General features: G+C 72.9%; 20 protein-coding genes. 15 read left to right on the top strand and 5 right to left on the bottom strand.

What is annotated here, in order from left to right; genetic code table 11:
* Window positions 1–90: 90 nt before the first annotated feature.
* The 7 genes from ABZ215_RS27000 to ABZ215_RS26970 all read left to right on the top strand — a co-directional run bounded on the left by ABZ215_RS27000 (window position 91) and on the right by ABZ215_RS26970 (window position 8,078).
* The gene (locus ABZ215_RS27000; RefSeq protein ID WP_354952569.1) at window positions 91–951 is read left to right on the top strand and encodes an amino acid ABC transporter permease; all 861 of its coding nucleotides are present in this window, start codon (window positions 91–93) and stop codon (window positions 949–951) included.
* Window positions 948–1,733 carry an amino acid ABC transporter ATP-binding protein gene (locus ABZ215_RS26995; RefSeq protein ID WP_354708894.1) on the top strand — a complete coding sequence of 262 codons (786 nt, stop codon included), beginning with the start codon at window positions 948–950 and terminating at the stop codon, window positions 1,731–1,733. Before ABZ215_RS27000 ends, ABZ215_RS26995 begins: the two co-directional genes overlap by 4 nt.
* On the top strand, window positions 1,730–2,869 hold the full coding sequence (locus ABZ215_RS26990) for a CapA family protein (protein WP_354952567.1): 1,140 nt from the start codon (window positions 1,730–1,732) through the stop codon (window positions 2,867–2,869). Before ABZ215_RS26995 ends, ABZ215_RS26990 begins: the two co-directional genes overlap by 4 nt.
* Window positions 2,866–4,104 (top strand): CoA transferase, encoded by a 1,239-nt coding sequence (locus ABZ215_RS26985; RefSeq protein ID WP_237338589.1) that lies wholly within the window; start codon window positions 2,866–2,868, stop codon window positions 4,102–4,104. Before ABZ215_RS26990 ends, ABZ215_RS26985 begins: the two co-directional genes overlap by 4 nt.
* Window positions 4,104–5,117, top strand: coding sequence for a 2-hydroxyacyl-CoA dehydratase family protein (locus tag ABZ215_RS26980; RefSeq protein ID WP_354952565.1), 1,014 nt, complete (start codon window positions 4,104–4,106; stop codon window positions 5,115–5,117). Before ABZ215_RS26985 ends, ABZ215_RS26980 begins: the two co-directional genes overlap by 1 nt.
* On the top strand, window positions 5,114–6,343 hold the full coding sequence (locus ABZ215_RS26975; protein ID WP_354952563.1) for a 2-hydroxyacyl-CoA dehydratase family protein: 1,230 nt from the start codon (window positions 5,114–5,116) through the stop codon (window positions 6,341–6,343). The genes ABZ215_RS26980 and ABZ215_RS26975 overlap by 4 nt, the downstream gene beginning before the upstream one ends.
* A 289-nt stretch (window positions 6,344–6,632) precedes the next feature.
* Complete coding sequence (locus ABZ215_RS26970) at window positions 6,633–8,078, top strand: MDR family MFS transporter (RefSeq protein ID WP_354952561.1); 1,446 nt, start codon at window positions 6,633–6,635, stop codon at window positions 8,076–8,078.
* Here ABZ215_RS26970 and ABZ215_RS26965 read toward each other — a convergent pair.
* Both ABZ215_RS26965 and ABZ215_RS26960 read right to left on the bottom strand, forming a co-directional pair.
* Window positions 8,050–9,372: a hypothetical protein gene (locus ABZ215_RS26965; protein WP_354952559.1), complete on the bottom strand. Its 1,323-nt coding sequence runs from the start codon at window positions 9,370–9,372 to the stop codon at window positions 8,050–8,052. The genes ABZ215_RS26970 and ABZ215_RS26965 overlap by 29 nt on opposite strands.
* Entirely contained in the window at window positions 9,369–10,292 is a 924-nt protein-coding gene (locus ABZ215_RS26960) for an alpha/beta hydrolase (protein WP_020418922.1), read from the bottom strand. Before ABZ215_RS26960 ends, ABZ215_RS26965 begins: the two co-directional genes overlap by 4 nt.
* Before the next feature lie 98 nt (window positions 10,293–10,390).
* Here ABZ215_RS26960 and ABZ215_RS26955 point away from each other — a divergent pair, with 98 nt between their 5' ends.
* From ABZ215_RS26955 to ABZ215_RS26935, 5 genes are all read left to right on the top strand, one after another.
* Window positions 10,391–11,335, top strand: a complete 945-nt coding sequence (locus tag ABZ215_RS26955) for a PaaX family transcriptional regulator C-terminal domain-containing protein (protein WP_237338584.1) — start codon at window positions 10,391–10,393, stop codon at window positions 11,333–11,335.
* Between the two features lie 82 nt (window positions 11,336–11,417).
* Complete coding sequence (locus ABZ215_RS26950) at window positions 11,418–12,728, top strand: MFS transporter (protein ID WP_354952556.1); 1,311 nt, start codon at window positions 11,418–11,420, stop codon at window positions 12,726–12,728.
* Window positions 12,725–13,888 (top strand): cytochrome P450, encoded by a 1,164-nt coding sequence (locus ABZ215_RS26945; RefSeq protein WP_354952554.1) that lies wholly within the window; start codon window positions 12,725–12,727, stop codon window positions 13,886–13,888. Before ABZ215_RS26950 ends, ABZ215_RS26945 begins: the two co-directional genes overlap by 4 nt.
* On the top strand, window positions 13,885–15,084 hold the full coding sequence (locus tag ABZ215_RS26940) for a cytochrome P450 (protein WP_354952552.1): 1,200 nt from the start codon (window positions 13,885–13,887) through the stop codon (window positions 15,082–15,084). Before ABZ215_RS26945 ends, ABZ215_RS26940 begins: the two co-directional genes overlap by 4 nt.
* A gap of 71 nt (window positions 15,085–15,155) precedes the next feature.
* Window positions 15,156–16,331, top strand: coding sequence for an FAD-dependent oxidoreductase (locus ABZ215_RS26935; RefSeq protein WP_354952550.1), 1,176 nt, complete (start codon window positions 15,156–15,158; stop codon window positions 16,329–16,331).
* A 20-nt stretch (window positions 16,332–16,351) separates the two neighbouring features.
* On the opposite strand, the gene ABZ215_RS26930 is transcribed toward ABZ215_RS26935, so the two are convergent.
* The 3 genes from ABZ215_RS26930 to ABZ215_RS26920 are packed head-to-tail and all read right to left on the bottom strand — an operon-like array spanning window position 16,352 to window position 18,712.
* Window positions 16,352–17,098, bottom strand: coding sequence for an N-acyl homoserine lactonase family protein (locus ABZ215_RS26930; RefSeq protein ID WP_354708880.1), 747 nt, complete (start codon window positions 17,096–17,098; stop codon window positions 16,352–16,354).
* Complete coding sequence (locus tag ABZ215_RS26925) at window positions 17,095–18,432, bottom strand: MFS transporter (RefSeq protein WP_354952548.1); 1,338 nt, start codon at window positions 18,430–18,432, stop codon at window positions 17,095–17,097. Before ABZ215_RS26925 ends, ABZ215_RS26930 begins: the two co-directional genes overlap by 4 nt.
* Window positions 18,433–18,475: 43 nt before the next feature.
* On the bottom strand, window positions 18,476–18,712 hold the full coding sequence (locus ABZ215_RS26920) for a hypothetical protein (protein ID WP_354952546.1): 237 nt from the start codon (window positions 18,710–18,712) through the stop codon (window positions 18,476–18,478).
* Window positions 18,713–18,984: 272 nt separating this feature from the next.
* Between ABZ215_RS26920 and ABZ215_RS26915 the strand changes: the two genes are divergently transcribed.
* The 3 genes from ABZ215_RS26915 to ABZ215_RS26905 are packed head-to-tail and all read left to right on the top strand — an operon-like array spanning window position 18,985 to window position 20,665.
* Window positions 18,985–19,470, top strand: coding sequence for a hypothetical protein (locus tag ABZ215_RS26915; RefSeq protein WP_237338576.1), 486 nt, complete (start codon window positions 18,985–18,987; stop codon window positions 19,468–19,470).
* Window positions 19,463–20,347: a hypothetical protein gene (locus ABZ215_RS26910; protein ID WP_354952544.1), complete on the top strand. Its 885-nt coding sequence runs from the start codon at window positions 19,463–19,465 to the stop codon at window positions 20,345–20,347. Before ABZ215_RS26915 ends, ABZ215_RS26910 begins: the two co-directional genes overlap by 8 nt.
* Window positions 20,348–20,374: 27 nt before the next feature.
* Window positions 20,375–20,665 carry a DUF6191 domain-containing protein gene (locus tag ABZ215_RS26905; protein ID WP_354952542.1) on the top strand — a complete coding sequence of 97 codons (291 nt, stop codon included), beginning with the start codon at window positions 20,375–20,377 and terminating at the stop codon, window positions 20,663–20,665.
* Window positions 20,666–20,922 lie beyond the last annotated feature (257 nt).

Genomic DNA, 20,922 nt, shown 5'->3' with positions numbered 1-20,922 from the left:
CCAACGGGGCAAGAACCCATCAGCCACACCCCATCGCCCTGGGCATCCAGAACATCCCGTCCTGAACATCAACAATCTTATGGAGAACCCATGACAACCCTCACCGCGGCGCCGCCCGACGACGTCGCCACCGCGCGCCACCGGTTCCGGCCGTGGCGCTGGGTGGCCGGGATCGTCCTGGCGGTCGTCACCGCCCAGCTCGCCTGGTTCCTCATCGGCAACTCCCGCTTCCAGTGGGACGTCGTGGCCGAGTACCTGTTCGACCCGACCGTGCTCGCCGGGCTCGGCACCACCGTCCTGCTCGCGGTGGTGGCGATGGTGATCGGCTCGCTGGTCGGCGGGCTGCTCGCCGCGGCGCAGCTGAGCGACTTCCCGCCGCTGCGCTGGGCCGCGACCGTCTACATCGGAGTGTTCCGCGGCATCCCGCCGCTGGTGCAGCTGATCTTCTGGTTCAACCTGGCCTACCTGCTGCCGCGGCTGTCGATCGGCATCCCGTTCGGCCCGGTGTTCGCCTCCTGGGACGCCAACCTGGTGATCACCCCGCTCACCGCGGCGATCATCGGCCTGTCGCTGGTGGAGTCGGCCTACCTGGCCGAGATCATCCGCGCCGGGCTGCTCGGCGTGGACAGCGGGCAGCGCGACGCGGCCAGGGCGATGGGTTTCACGCCCGGCCAGACGTTCGTGCGCGTGGTGCTGCCGCAGGCGATGCGCACGATCATCCCGCCCGCGGGCAGCCAGTTCATCAGCGTGCTCAAGGGCACCGCGCTGGTGTCGGTGATCGCGATGGCCGACCTGCTGCACTCGGTCCAGGTCATCTACAACCGCACCTACCAGATCGTGCCGATGCTGATCGTCGCGTGCCTGTGGTACCTGGCGGTGGTCACGTTGCTGACGATCGGCCAGCGCCGCCTGGAACGGCACTTCAGCCGGGGACACGGGGTGAAGAAATGAGCGATCCGGTGCTGCGCGTGCGCAACGTGCGCAAGTCCTTCGGCGACCACACCGCGCTCGACGACGTCAGCCTGGACGTGCACGAGGGCGAGGTGGTGGTGGTGATCGGCCCGTCCGGGTCGGGCAAGTCGACCCTGGTGCGGTGCGTGCACCAGCTGGAGAGCATCGACGGCGGCGCGATCTACCTCGACGACGAGCTGCTCGGCTACGAGCGCCGCGGTTCCCGGCTGCGCCCGCTGCCCGAGCGGCGCGTCGCGGCCCAGCGGCGGCGGATGAGCATGGTGTTCCAGCAGTTCAACCTCCTCCCCCACATGACCGTGCTGCGCAACGTCACCGAAGCGCCGGTGCGCGTGCACGGCCGGGACCGCGCCGAGGCCAGGGCGGAGGCGCTGGAGCTGCTGGCGCAGGTCGGTCTGAGCGACCGCACCGGGCACTACCCGCGGCAGCTCTCCGGCGGCCAGCAGCAGCGCGTGGCGATCGCCCGCGCGGTCGCCACCCACCCGCGGATCACGCTGTTCGACGAGCCCACCAGCGCGCTCGACCCCGAGCTGGTCGGCGAGGTGCTCGGCGTGATGCGGGACCTCGCCGCGAACGGCATGACCATGGTCGTGGTGACCCACGAGATGGCCTTCGCCCGCGAGGTCGCCGACCGCTGCGTGTTCATGGAGGCGGGCCGGATCGTCGAGTCCGGGCCGCCCGCGGAGCTGTTCGGCGACCCGAAAACCCCGCGGCTGCGGGCATTCCTGGCCCGCCACAACGCGACGATGGAGGGTGTTTCGTGATCACCATCGCCTCGGTCGGGGACCTGATCCTCGACGAGCCGGACCCGGCGTCGTTCCTCGCCCCGTCCGCGGACCTGCTGCGCTCGGCCGACGTGACGATCGGGCACGTCGAGGTCCCGCACTCCACGACGACGGTCTCGCAGAGCACCGACGTGCCCGCACCGCCCGCCGACCCCGCGGCGCTGAAGGCGCTTGCTCAGGCGGGTTTCGACATCGTCACCCTGGCGGGCAACCACATCTGCGACGCCGGTGACGTCGGCGTGGCCGACACCATCAGGCACTCCCGGGAAGCCGGGCTCCTGCCGACGGGCGCCGGGCCGAACCTGGACGAGGCGCGCAAGCCCGCAATTGTCGAGCGCGACGGGCTGCGGATCGGCGTGCTGTCCTACAACTGCGTCGGCCCGCGGGAATCCTGGGCCACGTCGAAGAAGCCCGGCTGCGCCTACGTGCACGTGCTCACCCACTACGAGCTGGACCACGCGAGCCCCGGCGGGCCGCCGAAGATCTACACCTTCGCCGACCCGGACAGCCTGGACGCGATGGCCGACGACATCCGGGCGCTGCGCGCGGACGCCGACATCGTGCTGGTGTCGCTGCACAAGGGCGTCGGCCACACCCCGGCCGCGGTCGCGATGTACGAGAAGCCGGTGGCCCGCGCGGCGATCGACGCGGGCGCCGACGCGGTGTTCGGGCACCACGCGCACATCATGCGCGGCATCGAAACCCACCGGGGGAAGCCGATCTTCCACGGGCTCGGCAACTTCGTCACCGTCACCCACGCGCTCACCCCGGGCACCGGCTCGGACTCCAGCGCGGAACTGGAGGCGTGGTCGCGGCGGCGCAAGGAGCTGTACGGGTTCGCGCCCGACCCGCGGATGCCCGCCTACCCGTTCCACCCGGAAAGCCGCAACACCGCGATCGCCTGGCTCGGCTTCGACCGCGACGGGCTCGCCGAAGCCGGGTTCGTGCCGTGCTGGATCGACGAGCGCGGCGCGCCGGTGCCGTGCGGCGGCACGCCCGACGGCGACCGGGTGACCGGCTACATCGACGACATCACCCGCAGGGCCGGGCTGAACGGGCGGTTCACGCCGCGCGGCGACCGGGTCCTGCTGGCCGACATCGAAAGGACGTCATGACCGACCAGCCGCTCGCCGGGCGCACCGTCATCGACCTGACCACCGCGCTGGCCGGCCCGTACGCGACGCTCCTGCTCGCCGGGCTCGGCGCCACGGTCATCAAGGTGGAGAACCCGTTCACCGGCGGGGACTCCTCCCGCAACAACGCGCCCTACCTCGGCCGCGACGGGCTCTCCCTGACGCGGCGCGGCGACGACGACATGTCGGTGTCGATGCTCGTCCGCGGCCGCAACAAGCTCAGCGTCACCCTGAACCTGAAGAACCCGCGCGCCAAGGCGGTCTTCGCCGACCTGGTGCGCGACGCCGACGTGCTGGTGGAGAACTACAGCCCGGGCGTGACGCACCGGCTCGGCATCGACTACCCGGCGGTGCGGGAGCTGAACCCGCGCCTGGTCTACACCTCGATCAGCGGGTTCGGCGCGCAGGGCGGTCCCGGCTCTGGCAAGGCGATGGACTCCATCATCCAAGCGCTGAGCGGCGTGATGATGACCGCGGGCGAGCCGGACGAAGGCCCGGTGCGGTTCGGGCTGCCGGTCGGCGACATGCTGGCGCCGCTGTTCGCGGTGATCGGGACCGTGTCGGCGCTGATGCAGGCCGAGCACACCGGCGAGGGGCAGCACGTCGACGTGTCGATGCTCGGCGCGCTGACCTCGCTGGTGGCGTGCGAGCCGTTCGACGCCTTCGAGGCGGTCGGGCTGCCGCAGCGCACCGGGTCGATGGTGCCGCGGCTGGCGCCCTTCGGGATCCTGCCTGCCGCCGACGGTCACGTCGCCCTGTGCGCGCCGACCGACGCGTTCGCGCACGGCGTGCTGCGTGCGATGGGACGCGCGGACCTGGTCGAGGACGACCGGTTCCACAGCCGGGACCAGCGCGTCCGGCACGCCGACGAGCTGCACGACCTGATCCGCGAGTGGTGCGCGTCGCGCCCGGTGGCCGAGGTGGTCGACGCGTTCGCCGCGCACGGGGTGCCCGCGGCGCCGGTGCGGGAACCGCGGGAGGCCGTGCGCGATCCGCTCGTGCGGCAGCGCGAGGAAGTGGTGCCGCTCGCGCACCCCCGGCACGGCGCGGTCGCCGACCTGTCCGCGACCGGCATCCCCATCCGGTTCTCCGGCGCCCGCGCGGGTTTCGACCGCCCGGCGCCCGCGCTCGGCGAGCACAACGACCAGGTGTACCGCGAGCGGCTGGGGTACAGCGCCGAACAGCTCGCGGAACTGGCCGCCGACGCGGTGATCTGATGGCCGCGGTGATCGGATACGTGGGCGCGGACGTCCCGGTGGAGCTGATCACCGCGGCCGGGGCGCGTCCCGTGCGGCTGGCCGGGCGGCCGGACGCGGACCGGACGCTGGGCGAGAAGTACCTCGGCCGCGGCCTCGACCCGGCGGCGCGGTCGCTGCTGTCCCGGTTGCTGGCCGGGGAGTTCGGCAGGCTGGACGGGCTCGTGGTGTCCCGCGACTGCGAAGCGTCGTTGCGGTTGTTCTACGCGCTGCGCGAGCTGCGGCGGGTGGAGCCGGCGGTGGCGCTGCCGCCGGTGCACCTGGTCGACGTGCTGCACCTGCCGCACCGCACGACGACGCGGTACGTGCTGGCGAAGGTCCGGCAGCTGCGGGCGACGCTGGAATCGTGGACGGGCTCCGTGATCACCGACGCGGCACTTGCCGACGCGATCACCGCGCACGACCGGCTGCGGGCGCTGCTCGGTGAGATGGCGGCCCTGCGCCGGCGCGCACGGCTGAGCGGGACGCGAGCACTGTCCATTGTGGCCCGGACGACCGCGTTGCCGGTGCCCGCGGCGATCGAGCTGGTGGAGTCGGTACTCGAGGAGGATCACGCCCCGGTGCCGGGGCTGCGGGTGTTCCTCACCGGCAGCGGGCACGACGGCCCGGAGGTGTACGAGGCGCTGGAGGAGGCGGGATTGCTGATCGTCGGCGAGGACCACGACTGGGGTGATCTGCTGTGGCAGCGGCCGGTCGGCGCGCCGACCGAGCTGGCGCTGGCCGAGCGCTACCAGCACAACGGGCCGTCCGCCCCGCGCGCGTCGATCCGCGCCCGGGCCGCACACACGGCCGCCGCGGCGCGGGCGTGCGGAGCCGAAGCGCTGATCTCCTACGTCCGCGAGCACGACGACGCGCCGCCGTGGGACTACCCGGCCCAGCGCGAAGCCACCGGGTTGCCCGCGGTCCTGCTGGAACGGCAGCCGTACGGCGGCCTCACCCCCGAAGCCCGCACCGCGATCAAGGAACTGCCGTGACCCGCCTCGCCTCCGCGTCCGCCGCCACCGCCTACCAGAAGGAGTGGTTCGCCGGCCTGCGTGCCCAGGACGGGCCGCTGGCGCTGGTCAACGCCGACGCGCCGCAGGAGATCTTCCGCGCCATGGGCATCCCGTACGTGGTGAACCAGTGGTGGGCCTCGATCGTCGCGGCGAAGCGGCGCACCCAGGACTACCTCGCGCTGCTGCGGGAGCGCGGCTACCCGGACTACGTGGAGCAGTACAGCTCGACGTCGCTGGCCTCGCTGTTCGACCCCGATCCGGCGAACGCGCCGTGGGGTGGCCTGCCGCGGCCGTCGATCGTGCTCGCCGAGACCACCGGGGACGCATCGCGCAAGATCTTCGACGTCTGGGACGCTCAGCCGGGCATCACGTTCTACCCGCTGGAGAGCGCGGCCGCGGACGACGTGCCGGTGCGCTGGTGGGAGCTGATGCCGCGGCGCTGGGAGGAGGCGATCGGCAGCGACCGGCTCGACCTGATGGTGGGCGAGCTGGAGGGGCTGATCCGGTTCCTGGAGCAGACCACCGGGCGGGTGTTCTCCGAGACCCGCTTCCGGGAGGTGATGGCGCTGGTCAACGAGCAACAGGAGTGGAATCGGCGCACCAGGGACCTGATCGCGGCGGCGCGGCCGTGCCCGCTCGCGGTCACCGACAGCATCCCGAGCGTCATGGTGCCGCAGTGGCATCGCGGGACGGAATGGGCGCGGGACGCGGCGCGGGCCTTCCACGACGAGGTCGCGGCGCGCATCGACGCGGGCGCGGCGGTGTGCGAGGACGAGCGCGTCCGTCTCATGTGGATCGGCCGGGGGTTGTGGTTCGACCTGGATTTCTACCGCCGGTTCCAGGAGAGCCACGGCGCGGTGTTCGTGTGGTCGATGTACCTCGCGATCGCGGCGGACGGGTACCTGCGCTACGGCGACGATTCGTTGCGGGCACTGGCGGCGCGTTTCGCCGCGTTCTCCGACCAGTTGTACACGCCGCCGTGGTCGGCCGAGTGGTACGTGAAGGAGGCCCGCAACCACGGCGTGGACGGCGTGGTGCACTTGGTCTCCGACGACGCGCGCGGCGGCTACTTCACGACACGCGCCCTGCGGGCGGCGGGGATCCCGGTGCTGGAGCTGCACGCGGACAACGTCGACGCACGGCAGGCCTCGCCCGAGACGATCAGCGCCGTGGTGCGCGACTGGCTGGACCGTGAGGTGTGCTGAACGAGCCCGATACCCGCAGTGCTCGGCAGCGGTCGCCGGAGGCGATCAGCACAACCTCCAATGTCCACGGCGCTCGGCGACATGCGGCAGCCGCCGCCCCAGGCGAACAGCGCGCGCGAGGGGCGGAACCGTGACGTGTGCCGAACCACCCTCGACACCCACGGCGCTCGGCGACGCGCAGCGGGCGGCGCCCCAGGCGCGCGGCGGGCGCGACGGGCTGAACCACCCCCGACGCCCACGGCGACCCGCGGCAGCCGTCGCCCGAAGCGATCAGCTCACTGGTGCGTGAATGGTGAACCCTGAACCCCCGTCGATGCCCGCCGTGCTCGGTGGCGCGCTGGTCGCCTTGTTCGCCGCGTCGCTGACCAACACCGTCGCCGGCATCGCGCTGCCGACGATCGCCGGGGAGCTGGGCGGGCAGGACAAAGTGGCGTGGGTGGCGAGCGCCGCGCTGCTGACCATGACGGCCGCGACCCCGTTGTGGGGCAAGGGCGCCGACCGGCGGGGCCCGCGGCCGCTGCTGCTGGCGGCGATCGCGGTGTTCGTGGCCGGTTCACTGATCGCGGGCACGGCCTCGGCGATGGGCTGGCTGATCACCGGCCGCGCGGTGCAGGGCGCCGGCGCGGGCGGGATCCTGGCGCTGTCGAACGCCCTGGTGGCCGGGCTGGTCCCGGCACGCGAGCGCGGCCGGTACACCGGCTGGTTCGGCATGTCGTTCGGCGTCGCGTCGGTCGCGGGGCCGCTGGCCGGTGGATTGGTGGTCGGCGCGTGGGGCTGGCGGTGGTGCTTCCTCGGCGTGGTGCCGATCGCCGCGGTGGCGGCGGTTCTCGTGCGGCTGGCGCCCCACCGGCAGCCACCGACATCCCGCGCCCCCGTGGATTACGCGGGCGCCGCACTGCTCACGGGTGCGCTCGGCGGCCTGGTGCTGCTGCTGTCCGCCGCGGGCACGGCGTGGCCGTGGCTGTCCTGGCCGAACCTCGTGCTGGGCCTGGTGGTCGTGGGCCTGGGTATCGCGGCCCTCGCCAGGGAGCTGCGGGCCGCGGATCCGATCCTGCCGCCCCGGCTGTTCCGCGTGCCGTCGTTCGCCGCGGCGGTCGGCGCGAGTTTTCTGTTGGGCGCGGTGATGTTCGGCGGCATCATCTACCTGCCGCAGTACCTGCAGGTGGTGCGCGGGCACGACGCGGTGCGCGCCGGCCTGTTGATGCTGCCCCAGATCGGCACCATGATCGCGGCCTCCGTGCTGACCGGGCGGCGGATCGTCGCGTCCGGCCGCTGGAAGGTGTTCCCCGCGGCGGGCTGCGCGTTGCTGGTGGTGGGCCTGGTGATGCTCGCCCCGCTGACGCCCGCCACCTCCCCGTGGTGGCTCGCCGCCGCGATGGCGGTCCTCGGCGCGGGAACCGGGATGGCGCAACAGGTCCTGGTGCTGGCGGCGCAGAACGCGGTCGGTCCCGGTGACCTGGGGGTGGCCGGTTCGGCCGCCACGTTCGCCCGCTCCCTCGGCGGGGCGGTCGGCGTGGCGGCCTTCGGCTCGGTCATCGCGTCCCACCTCCGCGAGGGGCTGCCGGGCGATCTGCTCGGCACTCCCGAACAGATCGCCCGGCTCCCGGCCGCCTTGGCGGAGACAGTGCACCTGACCTACACCAGCGGGCTGCGGCTCGCGTTCCTCGCCGCGATCCCGTTGGCGCTGCTGGCCTTCGCCGCGGTCGTCACCGTCCGGGAGACACCGTTGCGGTGAACGGCCGGTTGAACACCGGCGGCGTGAACGGCACGTACCGGCCGCCCATCACCTGCGGCGAGGTGGACGGCCAGTGCCCGGTCCGCAACCGGTCCAGCATCACCTCGATGGCCCTCACCTGCTCGTCCGCGGTGAACGTGCAGTGCCCCGCGGTCTGCACGTACGTCTGCCGCAGCAGCGGGCCGTTGCCCGCCGACCGCACCACCGCGCCGTAGGACTGCTGCTGCGCCACCGTCGAAATCTGGTCGCCGGTCGCGTTGACGGTCAGCACCGGGATGTCCAGCTCGCCGTCGAACACGATGCCGCGGCTGAGGTAGGCCACCGCGGACGGGTCGGCGGCGATGCGCGGCGCCGCCGCCAGCCGCGCGAGGTCCGCGCCGAGGTCCAGCCCGGCCCGCCGGTACAGCTCCCGCACCGCCGGGTCGTCGCCGAGCTGCCGGGCGTAATCCACCCCGGTGTTCCACGACGGGTTGCCACCGGCCAGCTGCTCGATCTGCCTGCGGCTGCTCATCGCCTGTCCGATGTAGGGCAACGGCCCGCCGGCCAGCGCGAGGTACGTGCCCTCCTGGCGCTCGGTCACGGTGCGGGGCAGCGGCGTCTCGGAGCCGTCGGCCGCGAGACCCCACTCCGGGAGCTGCCCGATCGCCCCGGCGAGGGCGATCCGCGCCCGGCCCTCCGGCGTCGCCTGCGCCCCGGCGAGCGCCGAGATCCACGCCTGCTGCGTGCCCGGCACGTCCGCGGGGATCCCGGTCACCGGCAGGTCGCGGTCCGGGAACAGCAGCGTCTTCAGCGTGAACACGGTGTCCAGCTTCTGGTTCCACTGCCCGACCGCGCCGCCGAGGCCACCGCAGAACGGCACCGCGGCGTCGAACACCTCCGGGTGCACCTGCGCCGCCCCGGCGGAGACGAACCCGCCCATGGACTCGCCGGACGCGATGGCCCACTTCGCGGGGCCGGACGCCGCCTCGAAGCGGGACAACGCCTCGGCCTGGTTGTCGATCGCCCGCGCGATGTTCCACCCGGTGACCGTGCGGGTGGTCCCGCCGACGGCGATCCCGCGGTCCACGAGCCGGGCGGTCAGCGGATCGGCGAGCCCGCTGGAGGCGAAGTCGAGCCCGACGATCACCGTGCCCTGCCAGTGGTCCGGCTTGACGAACAGGTACGGCGTGCCGTCGGCGAGGCGGCCGTCGAGACAGGACGCGCCGGTGAGGCACTGGTCCGCCGCCGACGCGGGCACCGCGGTCCCGGCGGTGAGCAGGAGTGCGGCCACCAGGGCACGCGCGAGCCGCCTCATCGGACCGGGAAGTTCTTCGCGGCGACCTCCCACCCCGGCGTCGCGCACAGCGTGCACGAGCCGAGGAAGTAGTCGCGGGCCACCGGGTTGCCGTTGAGGGTGAAGTCCAGCCAGTTCACCAGCACCGAAACGGCCTCCTCACGCATGGCGGCGTCGACCTGCCCGTCGCGCAGGCCGTACCAGAACCCGCTGTGGCCGGCACCCGGGTTGGTCGCCCGCACGGCGGGCACGGTCGCCAGGTCGTAGTTGGCGAGGCTGTTCTCGTGGGCCACGTCGGACGGTCCGCCGTCGAGGAACAACGCCGGGGTGTGCAGCTTCGCCAGCTCCTCCCGGCCGTACCCGTACCGCCCGTCGGCGAAGAAGCCGCTGTCGAGCGAGGCCACCGACTTCACCCGCGGATCCGCGCCCGCGACCAGTGCTTCGAGCCCGCCGCAGGAGTGCCCGGCCACCGCCACGCGGTTCAGGTCGAGCCGGTTGCGCAGGTCGCTGCCCTTGCGGTCGTTCTCCCGCTCGGCCCAGGTGATGCCGTCGGTGATGACCTCCGGGCGCGGGGTGCCGTTCTCGTCGTTCGCCGGCTGGTCGACCGCGCCGACCGCGACCACGACGAAACCGTGTGCGGCCACCAGCATCTCCGTGGCGAGCAGCTCGTTGTTGCCGAGGTGGCGGCACGCGCCGTTGCCGATGACGACCACGGGCAGCCTGCCGTGGATCTCGTCCAGGTCCGCCGGCCGGTACACCGTGTACTCGACGGCCAGGCCCCGCGTGTTCGCGGCCGCCTCGCGGACGACGGGGTGGAACTGCTCCATCGCCGGCCGGTTCGCCGTCTCCGGAGTCGTTCCCGATGCCAGGCCCACCGTCACACCGGTGAGGGCCACGGCCGCCGCGGCGGCCGCCAGGACCTTCCACACGAACTGCTTCACAGGACGCCTTCCCTTCGTTGGGGGCCCTCACTGTGGTCATTTAGCACGACGACCGTCAACGGCACTGTCACTCAGTGGAAGGCCTCTAGACTCCGGCCATGACCGGACCCGCCCCGCAGCACTCACAGCGCCTGCTGGGCACCCTGCTCGGCGACTACTGGTTCTGGCGGCGCGAGCACCTGCCCTCGGCCGCGCTCGTGGACCTGCTGCGCGAGTTCGGCCTGACCGAGCCGGCGGCCCGCGCGGCGATCCAGCGCGCGGCGGCCCGTCGCCTGGTCACCACGTCGAAGGCCGGCCGCCGGACCGCGTACGGCGTCCCGGACCGCACCCACCGGCTGATCATCAACCACCTGCGCCGCCTGCTGGAGTTCGGCGCGGAGGACCGCGAGTGGGACGGCCGCTGGACGTTCGCGATGTTCTCGGTGCCGGAGCCGCAGCGGGAGGACCGCCGCACCCTGCGCGGCCGGCTGCGGTGGCTGGGTTTCGGGCCGCTCTACGACGGCGTGTGGGTCTCGCCGTGGGACCGCGCCGCGGACGCCCTGCAGGTCCTCGCCGCACTCGGCGTCGGCACCGCGACGGTGGCCCGCGCGGAGGTCAGCGCGGACGTCCCGGCGGCCGGGAACCCGTTGCGCGCCTGGGACCTCGACGAGCTGCGCCAGTCCTACGCGGACTTCCTCGACCGCTGGTCCGGACTGCGGAAGCGGGTCGCCGCCGGTGAGGTCGGCCCGGCGGAGGCGCTCGTCGTCCGCACCAGGGTGATGACCGAGTGGCGCACCTTCCCGGACGCCGACCCGGACCTGCCCGGCGAACTGCTGCCCGCGGACTGGCCGCGCGCCACGGCACGCCGGTGCTTCCTGGACATCTACGACACCCTGGGCCCGGTCGCCGAGCAGCGGTTCCGCCAGATCGTCGCCCCGCACGCGCCCGAGCTGGCCGAACTGGCCGCCCACCGCACCGGCGGCGACATCACCCGGGGCGCGGCGCCCGAGGCCTTCCCCGCGGACGACGACCTGACGTGGGCAGGACCCCTCGGCGAACCATAGACAACACGTTGTTGCCCTATCGGACGTCGCTGTGTAGCGTTTCGACACGGAGCTTCTTCCCCGTCCTCAGCGTGGAGGCATCGTGTCCCCTGACGTCCCCCACCCGGCGGGCAAGCGGGCGCTGCTCGCCGGCCCGATGGGCGCCTGCCTGGCCAACTACGACTTCGGCATCTACGGCACCATGTCCGCGCTGGTGCTCAACAAGGTCTTCTTCCCGTCGCTGAGCCCGGCCGCCGGCACGCTGGCCGCCTACGGCACGTTCGCCGCCGGGTTCATCGCGAAACCGCTGGGCGGCTTGATCTTCGGCCGCATCGGCGACCGCTTCGGCCGCCGCACGGTGGTCGTGTCCGCGCTGCTGCTGATGGGCGTCGCGACCGTCTGCATCGGACTGCTGCCGACCTACGCGGCGATCGGCGTCACCGCCCCCGTGCTGCTCACCGTGCTCCGCCTGGCGCAGGGACTGGCCGTCGGCGGCGAATGGGGCGGTGCGGCGACCCTGGCGGTGGAGCACGCGCCCGAGCACAAGCGCGGCTTCTGGGGTGGCGCGGTCGGTGTCGGCGGCCCGATCGGGTCGATCCTGGCCGCGCTGACCGTGCTGCCGCTGTCCGCCGCCCTGTCCGACGCGGCCTTCGCGTCGTGGGGCTGGCGGGTCCCGTTCCTGGTCAGCGCGCTGATCGTGGGCGCGGGGCTGTGGATCCGGCTCGGCGTGGACGAGTCGCCGGTGTTCCGCCGGGAGGTCGCCCCCGCGGCCCGGCCCAGCCTGTCCGGCGTGGTGCGGCGCAACGGGCGGCAGATGGCGCTGGTGTTCTTCATCGCCGGGGCCGCGGTGTCCGGCATCTACCTGCTCAACACCTACACGCTGTCCTACGCGGTGGCGCACGCCGGGATCAGCCGCTCGACCATGCTGACGTTCTCCACGAGCGCGCAGATCCTCGCCGTGGTCGCGGCGATCCTGCTGCTCCCCCGCGTCGACCGGATCGGGCTGGGCCGCCTCTACCGGGTCAGCGCGGCGGCGCTGGGCGTGCTGGCGTGGGTGCTGTTCGCCGCGCTGGACAGCGGCAACGCGGCGCTCATCGTGCTCGCCCTGTCGCTGGGTCAGATCGCCGTCAACGGCATGGTGATCTCCTCGGTGCCGATCTACGTGCTGCTGTTCCGCCCCGCCGACCGGGTCACCGGCGCCGGGTTCAGCTTCAAGACCAGCGACGCCATCCTCGGCGGCACCACTCCCCTGGTCGCCGGCCTGCTGGTGCAGGCGGCCGGAAGCGGGTGGATGGTCGCCGCGTACGTCACGCTGCTCGCCGCAGCGGCGATCACCGCCTGCACGATCGGCCGCCGCCTGCTGCCGACCACCACCGCCGCGCCCGCCGTAGCCGCGCGGAAGGTGGACGCGTGAGGCTCGATCCGCTCGCCGAGCACGACCTGTTCGCCATCCACGACCACTACCACCGCCTGCGCGCGGCCTCGCCGGTCGTGCACAGCCCCGAGTTCGGCGGGTTCTGGGCCGTGCTCGCGCACCGCGAGGTCCGCCAGGTGCTCAGCGATCCCGCGCTGTTCATCAACTCCGTGCAGAACGTGGTGCCGAAGGTGCGCGCCGCGGGCCGCCGCCCGCCGCTGCACCTCGACCCGCCCGAGCACACCGTCTACCGGCGCGCGCTGGCGCCGCTGTTCCGCAGCGAGCGCACGGCGGCGCTGGAGCCCCCGGTGCGCGCGCTGGTCGGCGACCTCGTCGCGGACCTCGTCGCGCGCGGCCGGTTCGACGCCTGCGAGCTGACCTACCGGGTGCCCAGCTTCACGGTGGCCCGGTGGATGAACATCCCGGACGCCGAGATCGGGGCGGTCCGGGACACCGCCGACGCCTACAACCGCGCCTTCCAGGAGGGCGACGACGACGGCCTGCGCCGCAGCAGCGGCGAGCTGTACGAGATCGCGCGGACGCTCGTCGCGCGGCGGCGGGCGGATCCGCTGGACCCGGACGAAGACCCGCCGTCGGCCCTGCTCGCCGCCCGCGACGGGGGCGAACCGCTGCCGGACGAGCTGGTCGTTGGCACCATCCGGCAGCTGTTGCCCGCGTCGATGATCGGCGCCAGCGTCACGATCGCGAGCTGCATCGCGCACCTGGCCAGCGACACCGCGCTGCAGGAGCACCTGCGCCGCAACCCGGACGAGATCCCGGCCGCGATCCCCGAGCTGCTGCGGCTCTACTCGCCGTACCGGGGTTTCGCCCGCACCGCGGTGCGGGACGTCGAGCTGGGCGGGCAGCGGATCCGGGCCGGGGAACCGATCGCGCTCGTGTTCACCGCGGCGAACCGGGACCCGGCCGTGTTCCCGGAGCCCGACCGGTTCCACGCCGGACGGCCCTCCGGCGACAACATCGTCTTCGGCTCGGGCCCGCACCGGTGCGCCGGCGCGGGCCTCGGCAGGATGGAGATCACCGTGACCCTGCGGGAACTGCTCGCCAGGACGCGTCTGTTCACAGTGGACGGTCCGATCGGGATGACGCGCTGGCCGGAGTTCGGCCCGCGGTCGCTGCCGCTGCGGGTGGTCGCCCGATGAGCGAACCGGTTCCCGCGCGCCCGGAGGAGCACGACTTCGACCCGCTCGCGCCCGAGACCTTCACCAGCGCACACGAGCAGTACCGGGAGATGCGCTCGCGCTGCCCGGTCGCCCGCAGCTCGACCTACGGCGGGTTCTGGGCGCTGTTCCGGCACGAGGACGTGCGGGCCGTGCTGGCCGACAGCGACACGTTCACCACCAGCGTGCAGAACGTGGTGCCGAAGTTCGCCTTCACCGGGCGGCGCCCGCCGCTGCACCTCGACCCGCCCGAGCACACCGACTACCGCCGCGTCATCAACCGGTTCTTCACGCGCGGCAAGATGGCCGAGCTGGAACCCGCCGTGCGCGCGCACGCCCGCACGCTGCTGACCGGGCTGGTCACGCGGGGCGAAGCCGATGTGGCGGCCGAGTACGCGCGCGTGTTCCCCGCGCATGTGTTCGCCGAGTTCTTCCACCTGCCTGTCGAGCTGGCCGAGCGGATCGAGCAGATCAGCGCCGAGTACGTGCGGGCGATCCAGGTGGTGGACGACGAGGAGGTCAAGCGCGGCAGCCGGGTGCTCTACGGCATCGCGGCGGACGTGATCGAGCAGCGCCGGTCGGCTCCGCTCGACGACGACCTGACCACCGCCCTGCTCGCGGCCCGTCCGGCCGGGGAGCCGTTCCCGGACGAGATGGTGCTCGGCTGCGTGCGGCAGCTGCTGGTCACCGGCATGGTGGCGCCGAGCGTGTTCATCGGCACGATGCTGGCGCACCTGGCGTCGGACAAAGACCTGCAGGCGATGCTGCGGGCGGCGCCGTCGCGGATCCCGGCCGCCGTCGAGGAGTACCTGCGGCTCTACACCCCCTACCGCGGCATGTCGCGCACGCCGAAGCGGGACGTGGTCATCGGCGGGCGGCTCATCCGCAAGGACGAGCCGATCGCGCTCGTCTACACCTCCGCGAACCGGGACGAGACGGTGTTCCCCGACGGCGAGAACTTCATGCTGGACCGCCCGAACCTGCGTGAGGCGATCCCGTTCGGCGCCGGGATCCACGCCTGTCCCGGGGCGCCACTGGCCCGCATGATGCTGGTGCTCACGCTCGAGGAACTCCTCGCCGCCACCACGGACTTCTCGGTCGCCGGCGAGATCCTGATGGCCCGCTGGGCGGAGTGGGGCACCCGGTCGGTGCCGCTGGCGTTCACCGCGCGGGAGTGATCCGGGTCACGCGTTGTCACGCCCCGGGGAGCCGCTTTGTCAGATGGTCGACCCTCTGCGAAGGAGACACCATGAGCGGCAACACCGAAGTGATCGTGATCGGCGGCGGTTACGCCGGAGTCATGGCGGCGAACCGGCTGACGCAGCGCGGCGACGTGACCGTCACCCTGGTCAACCCGCGCCCGGAGTTCGTCGACCGGATCCGCCTGCACCAGCTGGCCGGCGGCACCGGCCCGGCGGTCGTGGACTACCGGAAAGTGCTGGCCGCGGGCGTGCGACTGGTGGTGGACACCGCCACCCGCATCGACGCCGCCGCGCGGCGCGTGACGCTGGCCGGCGGCGACACCCTCGGCTACGACTACCTGGTCTACGCGGTGGGCAGCGGCAGCGCGGACCCGGGCGTGCCCGGCGCGGCCGAATTCGCCCACCCCATCGCCTCCCTGGAGGAAGCCGAGCGCGTGCGGCCACTCCTCGACGCGGCGTCGACCGTGACGATCGTGGGAGGCGGGCCGACCGGCATCGAAACCGCCGCCGAGCTGGCCGGGCGGGGTCGCGCCGTGACGCTGGTCTGCGGCGGTGAACTCGGCCCGTACCTGCACCCGAAGGGGCGGCGCTCGGTCGCCCGGCGCCTGGAAAAGCTGGGCGTGACCGTGCTCGACGGGCCCACGGTGACGGCCGCGACGCGGGACGCCGTCGAACTCAGCGACGGCCGCGCGCTGCTGTCCGGGGTGACCATCTGGACCGCCGGGTTCGGCGTGCCCGACCTCGCCGCCCGCAGCGGCCTGACCACCGACGCGCTGGGCCGCCTGCTCACCGACGAGACCCTGACCAGCGTGGACGACGAGCGCATCGTCGCGGCCGGGGATTCGGCGGCGCCGTCCGGACTGCCGGTGCGGATGAGCTGCCAGGCCGCCGTCCAGGTCGGCCCGCAGGCCGCGCGGACGGTCCTGGCCCGGATCGCGGGCGAGGAGCCCGCGCCGATCGACGTCGGGTTCGCCGGGATGTGCATCAGCCTCGGCCGCCGGCACGGCATCTTCCAGTTCTCGACGAAGGACGACACCGCGAAGGCGAACTTCATCGGCGGCAGGCTCGGCGCGCTGGTGAAGGAGGTCATCTGCCGGAGCATCGTGTGGCAGCTGGGCTACGAGGCGCGCCACCCGGGCAAGCGGCAGTGGTGGGCCAAGGACGAGAAGCGCCGCGAACTGGTGCGGGACCAGGCGCCGGCCGTCACGGACCGGGCGGCTTGACGCGGGAAGCGGTGCCCGGCTCAGGCGACGCGGACGACGTCCCGTCCCGCGGCCGGGTACCGCTCCAGCACCTCCGGGTCGTGGCCGGGCAGCACGATGCCGCCCAGCTCGCGGATCCGGTCGAACGCGCCGTAGACGCCGGGCATCGAGTGCAGCAGCGGCGCCGGGCGGTCGTCGTCGAGGTTTTCGTAGAAGTGGCTGGCGTCCGAGGCCACCACGACCGGCCCGGCAGCGGTCGCGACGCGGACGATCTGCATCCCGGCCGTGTGCCCGCCCACGAGGTGGACGCTCAGCCCGGGCAGGACCTCCACGTCGCCGTCCACTTCGGACAGCCGGTCACCGCGGACGTGGCCGAGCGCGTCCTCGTCGAGCAGCCAGTGCTCGCGCCGGATGCGCTTCGCCCACGGTCCCGTCCAGTAGGCCAGTTCCGCGCGCTGCACCACGTAGCGGGCGCCGGGGAAGTCCGCGACCGTCCCGGCGTGGTCGTAGTGCAGGTGCGTGAGCACCACGAGGTCCACGTCCCCGGCCGCGACGCCGATCGAGTCCAGCAGCTCGGCCGGACGCCGGTAGTCGAGGCCGGGCGGCACTCGCGTCGGGTGGATGCCGGCGTCGATCAGGACAGTGTGCTGCGCCGACCGGGCCAGCCACACGTAGTACGCGGTCGGGTGCGGCTGGTCGGCCTCCCCCGCGGCGCACCCGAGGAAGTGCTGTCCCCGGGTGCCCTCGCGGCGGCCGTAGCAGAGGGCGTGGACCTCGTACCGGCTCACCGCGCGGCGCCCACCGGCTCCGGCGCGGCGGTTTCCTTGAGGCCGAGCCGCGCGGTCGGCACGCTGTAAGTCTCGCGCGCGGTGGCCACCGCGATCACGTTGACCAGGCACAGCCCCGCGGTGAAGATCGACACACCGAGCCACGCGCCTGCCCCGTCACCGGCGACCGCGGCGGCGACCGTCGGCAGGAACCCGCTGATGGCAAAGCCGATCTGGGTGCCGATCGCGGTGCCGGACAACCGCACCCGCGCCGGGAACATCTCGCCGTAGAAGGCGGGCCAGACGGCGCTGGTGGCGGTGTAGACGACGCCGAACAGGACGACGCCGACGGCGAAGATCAGCACCCAGCTGCCCGCCGCGATGGCGCCGAGGTAGGCGAAGATCAGCACCGCGCAGCCCAGCGACCCGGCGATGAACAGCGGTTTGCGCCCGACGCGGTCGGCGAGCTTCGCCCACAGCGGGATCGAGACGACGGCGGCGACGTTGGCGAGGACCCCGACCCACAGCATCGGTGTCTTGCTCAGGCCTACGGTGTTGACCGCGTAGGACAGGGCGTAGACGGTGAAGATGGTGCTGACGGAGGCGATCAGCGCGGCGACGATCACCCGGAGCACGTCGGCCCAGTGCTCGCGGAGCAGCACGACCAGCGGCAGCTTGGTGACCTCGCCGACGCGGACCTCCTGCTCGAACACCGGGGTCTCCTCGACCGTGCGGCGCACCAGGTAGCCGACGAGGACCATCAGCGCGCTGCCCCAGAACGGCACGCGCCAGCCCCAGGACAGGAGTGCGTCCTGCGGCAGCGCGGCGACCGGGAGGAACACGGCGGTGGCGACGATCTGCCCGGCCTGGGTGCCGCTGAGGGTGAAGCTGGTGTAGTAGGCGCGCTGGTTCTCCGGCGCATGCTCCAGCGACATCGAGTTGGCGCTCGCCTGCTCGCCGCCCGCGGACAGCCCCTGCAGCAGCCGGAGCGCGACGAGCATGATCGGGGCGGCGACCCCGGCGGTCTGGTAGCTGGGCAGACAGCCGACGAGCACCGTCGAGACGCCCATCAGGAGCAGGGTGAGGACGAGCACGCGCTTGCGCCCGAACCGGTCGCCGAGGTGGCCGAGCAGGATGGCGCCGAGCGGGCGCGAGACGTAGCCGACGCCGAACGTGGACAGGGCCAGCAACGTGCCGGTCGCCGGGTCCGAAGCCGGGAAGAAGATCTTGCCGAACACGAGCGCGGCGGCCGTGCCGTAGATGAAGAAGTCGTAGTACTCGAGAGCGCTGCCGACCCAGGCGGCGAGTGCCGCCTTCCGCGAGCGCGCCCTGTCGGCACCCGGCTGAGCCACCACGTCGTGCTCCTTCTCAATGGACCAGATGGTTAATTGCAGATACTCAGGTAGCCGCGACGGGGTTGTCAAAGTGGCTCCGGTCACAGATGCGCCGGCAACTCGGGATCATGTGGCGCGGCTGCGTGGCCCGGTTTGGCGAGCGGCGGCCGTCGCGGTGGTGTGCGCCGGGTTGCTGGTCTTCACGGTCGCCGGTTCGGACCGGCGATCCCGCGACGCCGCGGTGATCAAACTCAGCACCGCCCAGCGCTTCAAGGTCTACGAACAGGAACTGGTTGTTCACGACCCCGCTCGCGTCCGCACCCTGGACGACGAGAACGCGGACGACGTCCGGTCGTTCTGGATCTACGTCCCGCTGCTGGCCGGGCTCGCCGGAGCCCCGGCGGCCGGCCGGGCGGGTGTTCGCGACCTACGCCGAAGGCTGCGAAATCGAACTGGGCGGCGCGCACCTCACCGCAACCACGCCGATTCACCCGAAGGGACTAGTCAACTGCTGTATCAGGTCGCGCCTCGGGTGCGTCCTGTAAGCAAGAACTCCCTCCGGGACGGTGAACCATGCGGAGGTATCAGGCAGCAGCGTTGCTGATCGGCGCGGCTCTCGCGGGGTGCGCGGGCGGGTCGCCGATCCCCGGCGAGCAGACCGCGGACAGCCCGCCCGAGAGCACCACGGCGAGCGAGACGACCACCGGCACGACGGACACCACCGAGCGCACGCGGACGTCGAAGAAGAGCGATCCGCCCGGGGTGCCGGGCAGCCCGATCAACTACGACAGCACGGTGCGCGCGGCCGGGCCGACCAGCGCGCAGGGCGCGATCCTCCGCGAGCTAGCGGAGTTCTGCGGGCCGGACCGATGTGGTGTGCGGGTGCGGATCGTCGGTTCCGGCGACTGCGCGACGGACATCTCGCCGGACCCGGTGTACCCGGGCGGGACGATCACCATCACGGCGAAACCCTGTGAGACCACGGAGGAAACCACCACCGAGGAGTCCACCGAGGAGTCCTCTTCGGAGCAGTCCACTTCGGACACCACCGGTGGCTAGGACCCGGCTGTCGCCACCCCGCCCCCGGACACCGCCGCAGACCGGACCGGCCAGAGCGCTGCGGGTCGTCGGCACCCTGGCCGCGAACGCGACGCTGCTGACCGGCCTGCTGTACTACTTCGGTTTCCTGACCACACAGGTGTTCTTCAGCTACTTCCGCGTGCACTACACGCTGCTCGGCCAGACCACGCCGGAGATCCTGGCGCGCGGCGTGGACGGCCTGTTGCTGCCGATAGCCGAGATCGCCGCGGCCGTGTTCCTGGTGCTGGGCGTGATCCGCTTCCTGCGGTTCCGGCTGTCCCGGCGGGCGTGGCAGACCCTCCTGCGCCGGGCGACGCCGGTGGCCGCGGTGCTGGGGGCGGCGCTGCTCGCGGTGACGTTCGCGATCGCGCTGGACCCGGTGCCCTACCGGCGGTTCACCGCGTTGCCCGGCCTGGGTTTCGCGCTCGCCGTGGTGCTGCTGATCTTCGCGTGGCGCCGGTGGACCGCGCCCGCAGGCAGCGCGCTCGGGGTGGCGGAGTGGCTGGTGGCCTACGCGCTGGTGACGTTCGGCCTGTTCTGGGCGGTCGCCGACTACGCGGGCCAGGTCGGCGTCCGCCGCGCCTTCGAAACGGAGCAGGCGCTGCCCGCCCGCCCGGCGGTGGTCCTCTTCAGCACCCAGCGGCTCAACCTCCCGGGCGAAGTGCACTGCCCCGCCCCGGACGGCGCGTTCCAGTACCGCTACCCCGGGCTGAAGCTACTGCTCCAGTCGGGCGGCCAGTACGTCCTGGTCCCGGACGGCTGGCGCCGCCCCGAGGACGCCACGTACCTGCTCCCCCGAACGAACACGGTGTGGCTGGAGTTCAGCCCGCCGGGCACCCCCGCCGCCGGCTGCTGACGGAACCGCGTCGCGTGGTCGCTCGTTGTGGGCCTCGTGGACCCGGTCGAGACCGTGATCGCGTGGGGGATTCCCGGCGGGACGTTGCTGCTGGTCGCCGTGGGGACCGTGGAGCTGATCCGCAAGAAGCGGGGCAAGCGGACGGGCACCCCGCTGGCTGCCACGTACGCCGATGAGGTGACGGCCATGTTCTACGGCACCAAGCGCCTCGAACTGGAGCACCGCGACTCGATGTCGATGATGCGTGAGGAGGACGCCCAGGGCGCGCCCCCGGCGCTCGACCTCGAGCGGGGTGTCATCCGCCTGCGGCGGGACTAGGGCTCACCGCCGCGGGACTGGGCTCACCACGGCGGGACTGGCGCGCACCACGGCGGGACAGGAGCTCGCGACCGCGGGGCTAGGGCTCACCGCCACGGGACTGGGAGCTCGCTACCGCGGGACTGGGAGCTCGCTACCGCGGGACTGGCGCTCACCGCCGCCGGGACCGGGGCTGGCCGCGGCGGAACTGGAGCTCGCTACCGCGGGACTAGGGCTCAGCGCCGCGGGACTGGGGCTCGCCACCGCGGGACTGGGGA

The sequence above is a fragment of the Amycolatopsis sp. NPDC006131 genome (genome assembly GCF_040614175.1).
GTDB lineage: Bacteria > Actinomycetota > Actinomycetes > Mycobacteriales > Pseudonocardiaceae > Amycolatopsis_E > Amycolatopsis_E tucumanensis.
The sequence above is the reverse complement of the archived record's forward strand: the minus strand, read 5'-3'. Positions and strand labels throughout refer to the sequence as shown.

Coding starts and splice junctions, on each gene's coding strand:
- ABZ215_RS27000 (WP_354952569.1), top strand. CDS start 91: ATGACAACCCTCACCGCGGCGCCGCCCGACGACGTCGCCACCGCGCGC.
- ABZ215_RS26995 (WP_354708894.1), top strand. CDS start 948: ATGAGCGATCCGGTGCTGCGCGTGCGCAACGTGCGCAAGTCCTTCGGC.
- ABZ215_RS26985 (WP_237338589.1), top strand. CDS start 2,866: ATGACCGACCAGCCGCTCGCCGGGCGCACCGTCATCGACCTGACCACC.
- ABZ215_RS26980 (WP_354952565.1), top strand. CDS start 4,104: ATGGCCGCGGTGATCGGATACGTGGGCGCGGACGTCCCGGTGGAGCTG.
- ABZ215_RS26970 (WP_354952561.1), top strand. CDS start 6,633: ATGGTGAACCCTGAACCCCCGTCGATGCCCGCCGTGCTCGGTGGCGCG.
- ABZ215_RS26965 (WP_354952559.1), bottom strand. CDS start 9,372: ATGAGGCGGCTCGCGCGTGCCCTGGTGGCCGCACTCCTGCTCACCGCC.
- ABZ215_RS26955 (WP_237338584.1), top strand. CDS start 10,391: ATGACCGGACCCGCCCCGCAGCACTCACAGCGCCTGCTGGGCACCCTG.
- ABZ215_RS26940 (WP_354952552.1), top strand. CDS start 13,885: ATGAGCGAACCGGTTCCCGCGCGCCCGGAGGAGCACGACTTCGACCCG.
- ABZ215_RS26935 (WP_354952550.1), top strand. CDS start 15,156: ATGAGCGGCAACACCGAAGTGATCGTGATCGGCGGCGGTTACGCCGGA.
- ABZ215_RS26915 (WP_237338576.1), top strand. CDS start 18,985: ATGCGGAGGTATCAGGCAGCAGCGTTGCTGATCGGCGCGGCTCTCGCG.